Consider the following 4,013-nt stretch of genomic DNA (forward strand, 5'->3'; position numbering starts at 1 on the left):
ACCGTGGCGCAGGTGCTCGTCGCCAAATATGCCGACCATCTGCCGCTGTATCGGCAGGCTCAAATTTACGCCCGCCAGGGCCTCGACCTGGATCGCTCGACCCTGGCCGATTGGGTCGGACGCGCTGCCTTCCTGTTGCGGCCGGTGCATGAGCGGCTGCTCGCGAGGCTGAAGCAGTCGCCAAAACTGTTTGCCGACGAGACCACCGCCCCGGTGCTCGATCCCGGACGCGGCCGCGCCAAGACCGGCCAGCTCTGGGCCTATGCCCGCGACGACCGGCCCTGGGGCGGCACGGACCCGCCCGCCGTCGCCTATGTCTACGCTCCCGATCGCAAGGCCGAACGGCCGATCACCCACCTCGCGGGTTTTGCCGGCATCCTCCAGGTCGACGGCTATGCCGGCTATGGGGTCCTGGCCGAGCGCGGTGACGTTGAACTGGCGTTCTGCTGGTCCCATGTGCGCCGGCGCTTCTACGAACTCGCCGCAGCCGGCCCCGCACCGATCGCCACCGAGGCGCTCGAACGTATCGCCGGGCTCTACGTCATCGAAGCCGAGATCCGTGGCCGCACCGCCGACGAGCGTCGCGCCGTCCGCCAAGAGAAGAGCCGGCCGATCGTCGACGAGTTCGAACCCTGGCTGCGCGCCAAGCTTGGTCTTATCAGCCAGAAGACCAAACTCGCGGAGGCCATTCGATATGCGCTGTCGCGTTGGAACGGGCTGACACGCTTCATTGCCGACGGCCGCATCGAGATCGATTCCAACGTCGTCGAGCGCTCTATCCGCCCGATCGCACTGAACCGCAAAAACGCTCTGTTCGCTGGCTCGGACGGCGGCGGCGAACACTGGGCCGTCATCGCCTCACTGATCGAAACCTGCAAGCTCATCGGCGTCGAACCCCACGCCTATCTCGCCGACGTCATCACCCGCATCATCAACGACCACCCGAACAGCCAGATCGACGAACTGCTACCCTGGGCCTATCTCGCTACCCAAGAACGCTGGCGCGTGGCCTGAGAACATCGCTTACGTCGGATCGATGTCGACGCCCTGATCGACGACATCGCTGGCGTCACCCTGACCGCGTTGTCGAGCATGCCTTCGCGGTGTGCGCCCCGCGGCGATCTTGCGATCCGTCGCAGCATCGAGCGCGTCGTGTTCGAGGTGCGCACCGAAATCGCTCGCGTCGGTCAGGAGATGGCCGACAAGTGCGGCGAGCCGCCACTCGATGAACGGTACGGATGATGCTGGCGCGACGGTGGCGATCGGCGGCAATGACAGCGTGTTTTCGAGAACACTGCAATCTCCTCATGCTGTTGCCGAAAAGCAACTGATTTATTGTTTCATCGTTGAACTGTTCCATTTTGCGTTTACGCCGCAACAAACAGTTTTAGATTTTCGGTCTCCGGACTGGGGCGTGTTTTACGACAGCGAATTTTCGAACCCGGAGGCTTTTCGAAATGATTTTGGAATTCCTCGCAATTTTTTCTCTCGTTCAGTTCGCCAACATGATTTCGCAACTGATAGGTCGGCGGTATGACGTACTCTCCTACGTTTCAAGATCAGGTTCTCACCGGTAAGAGCGGCCAAAGCGGCACAAAAGCGAAAGCGGGATGGCCGCTCCGGCCGTGGCACGGTCTGGCGCTGATCGTCTGCTACTTGAAGAGATCGCGCTGCCTTGTGTCGGAAGACCTCCTTGAGGGGCGCGGTGGTGGCGTGAGTGTTCTGGTCGTCTCTCGAATGAGCCGCACGAACACCGCTGTATCGAGGAAATAATTCGGATAGGCCTTCCGCACCGCGTCCAAGGAATCGACCGAGACAAGCACGGCCTCTGCGCCGGGGATGTTTCGCAGCTTGCGCTCAATTTCGAGATATTTTTGGTTTGCCAGCGTCGATTCACCGAATTTGAAGGTGGTGACCTGAACCGACATCAGCGCGGGATTCATCTCCAGGAGGAAATAGTGATTGTCGCCTCTGTTGTGTTGCGGGGCTGGACAATAACTTCATCGCGTGCCCGTAAGCCTGCAGCCGCTTCGCCAAATCAAGCCGACGCACGTAATCGCGCATTTCGCGGACGAGTTCGCGATAGGCGCTCGGCGTTCCCGGAACGGGCGGCGCGCCTTCCCTCAATGCAAAGGCACTGCTGGCCAACGCAAAGAACCGCAGCAAATCTTTCTCACCTTGGCTGGACTTGAGCGCCTGCTGCTGCAGTGTGCCGACAGTCTCGACTGCCGTTGCCCACGCGTGCTGCAGTTGGGATCGTATCTGTATCTCGATCTTCAGCGTGTTGTAGTCGGCCTTGCGATCCGAGAAGTATTTATAAACAAGATGAACGCCCCGATATCCAGACGGCTTCGGCGACGCGACATAATCGTCGTTCACCGCCAGCGTGTGCTTTAGGTCGCTGGAGGCATAGGCTTCGCAGAGCTGCCTCACAGCCTTGCTCGATCTCATGATAGCGCGGCATCCGCCGATGTCTTGCATCTGCGAAAGTGTCATTGTGGGGAAGCGCTCAAGCTTGTGCTCAATCGAGGACAGACGTTTGATGCGTTGTGCTGTAATTATCCCGCTATCGATCTGTCTTCCTCTCCGCCTCAGGCCCACGTGGAAGGTGTTTAGCGGGAAATTGTGAGCCGAGCGCCAGTCGTTCACAATGTCCAGACTTTCAAGATATTTCGGATAGCCAGCCTCAGACCCCAAATCATAGGTCGCCACGAGCGCACCGGCATCATTGACGCCACGCTTCGAATGTTCTGGTCGTGCCCACGGCATGACGTAACGGCCCCCGGTCCGTTGCGTCGGTGAGACCATAGCTACTCGCTCGTTCTGGTAGAACCCAAAGGGACATATCCAGCTTCCGGACTGAGGCTCAAGCCACCAATGGTGACCTGCATCAAAAACGAAGCCTGAGTATCGATGCGGTGACCGTGGCGAGTGGGGATCGGCCGGGCCGGGGGAAGCCGCCATGGTAAGCCCGCTCGTCACTGTTCCCGCTCACTGCGACCAATCGTTATAGAGAGTGATGCCGATCATGATCAGCGAGCCGAGTGCGACCGCCGCCGGGCAGATAAACGGCAACTCCTCCAGCACGCCGACAACGACTGTCCGAACGCGGAGACCTCTCTTCATGTGCGCAAAGCGCCAGCCTGCCGCACCCATCGGACATCTCCGTTTGGCCCCAGCAGCGGTCTCACCCTTCAACACCAGGCGATCTTCGGCTATCGCCCATTCGGATGTATCCTTAGATCAAGGTGAAGGGACCCTTGCAAACCTATCAAGCAGCTGGATCGATCGGAGCAGCGAGCGGCGGGCTCTTGAGCCGACGTCGAAGCCAAGCGCGCAGAGCGAGCTGATCCAGCCGCAGTGCCGCCGCCAGGAACGCCTCAAAAAACTTCTGGCGCTGCGCTGCGTCAAGCCGCGCCCAGCCCTGCATCGTCGCCTCGGTCAGATCAGTGCGGCGCATGTCGCGTGAACCTTTACCAGATCCCCTATGCGCTCGCGCTCGCTCAACGCCACTGGCGTTGATTTGTTGGGGCACAACAAGCCGCCCAGTGGACTGCCGCTCACAAAGGTGATGTGAGCGAGGGTCTCTGGCTAACAACCTCGATGTTAGCCGGAGCAGTCCTCAACGGCGGCCAGGAAGCTAAAGGCGGAATTCAGCAAAGGAAAGTCGAAAACAAAAATCCCAAATATGCTGAAGTCCTGCGTTCGCGCGTAACCCCCGCGGAAGGTCCGGTCCCCAAAGTACCTTGAAGACCAAGCTTCCCATCATCGACCTCGACGCGAGCGCGTCAACGCGGGGGCCTCCGTTGTGTCCGGCACGTTGTCCACCGCAATCGGTAGCGGCTTGCCTCTCCCGCTCGGGGCGGCGCATCGCCGCGTGCGGCCGGAACTATCACCGAGGAGTAACACCAAACTTGAGGCGCACAACGGGTGGGATTAGGCTTCCGGCGAAGTGAAGAAGCAATGGCCTGATAACCCGGCGGTGGTTTACATGCGCCATACGATTAAGACCG

General features: G+C 60.1%; 7 protein-coding genes. 2 read left to right on the forward strand and 5 right to left on the reverse strand.

Annotated elements, in window-relative coordinates; all coding sequences use genetic code 11:
- A partial coding sequence (gene tnpC, locus AC5ZFO_RS47360) for an IS66 family transposase (RefSeq protein ID WP_496124179.1) occupies positions 1-1,014 on the forward strand: 1,014 nt, incomplete at its 5' end.
- A gap of 9 nt (positions 1,015-1,023) precedes the next feature.
- On the opposite strand, the gene AC5ZFO_RS47365 is transcribed toward tnpC, so the two are convergent.
- Entirely contained in the window at positions 1,024-1,272 is a 249-nt protein-coding gene (locus tag AC5ZFO_RS47365) for a hypothetical protein (protein WP_496124180.1), read from the reverse strand.
- Here AC5ZFO_RS47365 and AC5ZFO_RS47370 point away from each other — a divergent pair.
- Complete coding sequence (locus AC5ZFO_RS47370; protein WP_496124181.1) at positions 1,256-1,537, forward strand: hypothetical protein; 282 nt, start codon at positions 1,256-1,258, stop codon at positions 1,535-1,537. The genes AC5ZFO_RS47365 and AC5ZFO_RS47370 overlap by 17 nt on opposite strands.
- Positions 1,538-1,652: 115 nt before the next feature.
- On the opposite strand, the gene AC5ZFO_RS47375 is transcribed toward AC5ZFO_RS47370, so the two are convergent.
- The 4 genes from AC5ZFO_RS47375 to AC5ZFO_RS47390 form a co-directional block, all read right to left on the reverse strand.
- Positions 1,653-1,928 (reverse strand): hypothetical protein, encoded by a 276-nt coding sequence (locus AC5ZFO_RS47375; RefSeq protein WP_496124182.1) that lies wholly within the window; start codon positions 1,926-1,928, stop codon positions 1,653-1,655.
- Positions 1,894-2,769 carry a RelA/SpoT domain-containing protein gene (locus AC5ZFO_RS47380; RefSeq protein WP_496124183.1) on the reverse strand — a complete coding sequence of 292 codons (876 nt, stop codon included), beginning with the start codon at positions 2,767-2,769 and terminating at the stop codon, positions 1,894-1,896. The genes AC5ZFO_RS47375 and AC5ZFO_RS47380 overlap by 35 nt, the downstream gene beginning before the upstream one ends.
- Positions 2,770-2,991: 222 nt before the next feature.
- Entirely contained in the window at positions 2,992-3,156 is a 165-nt protein-coding gene (locus AC5ZFO_RS47385; protein WP_304490798.1) for a hypothetical protein, read from the reverse strand.
- A 115-nt stretch (positions 3,157-3,271) separates the two neighbouring features.
- The gene (locus tag AC5ZFO_RS47390; RefSeq protein WP_496124184.1) at positions 3,272-3,460 is read right to left on the reverse strand and encodes a hypothetical protein; all 189 of its coding nucleotides are present in this window, start codon (positions 3,458-3,460) and stop codon (positions 3,272-3,274) included.
- Between the last annotated feature and the right edge of the window lie 553 nt (positions 3,461-4,013).

Source organism: Bradyrhizobium sp. Unk1 (assembly GCF_059512345.1).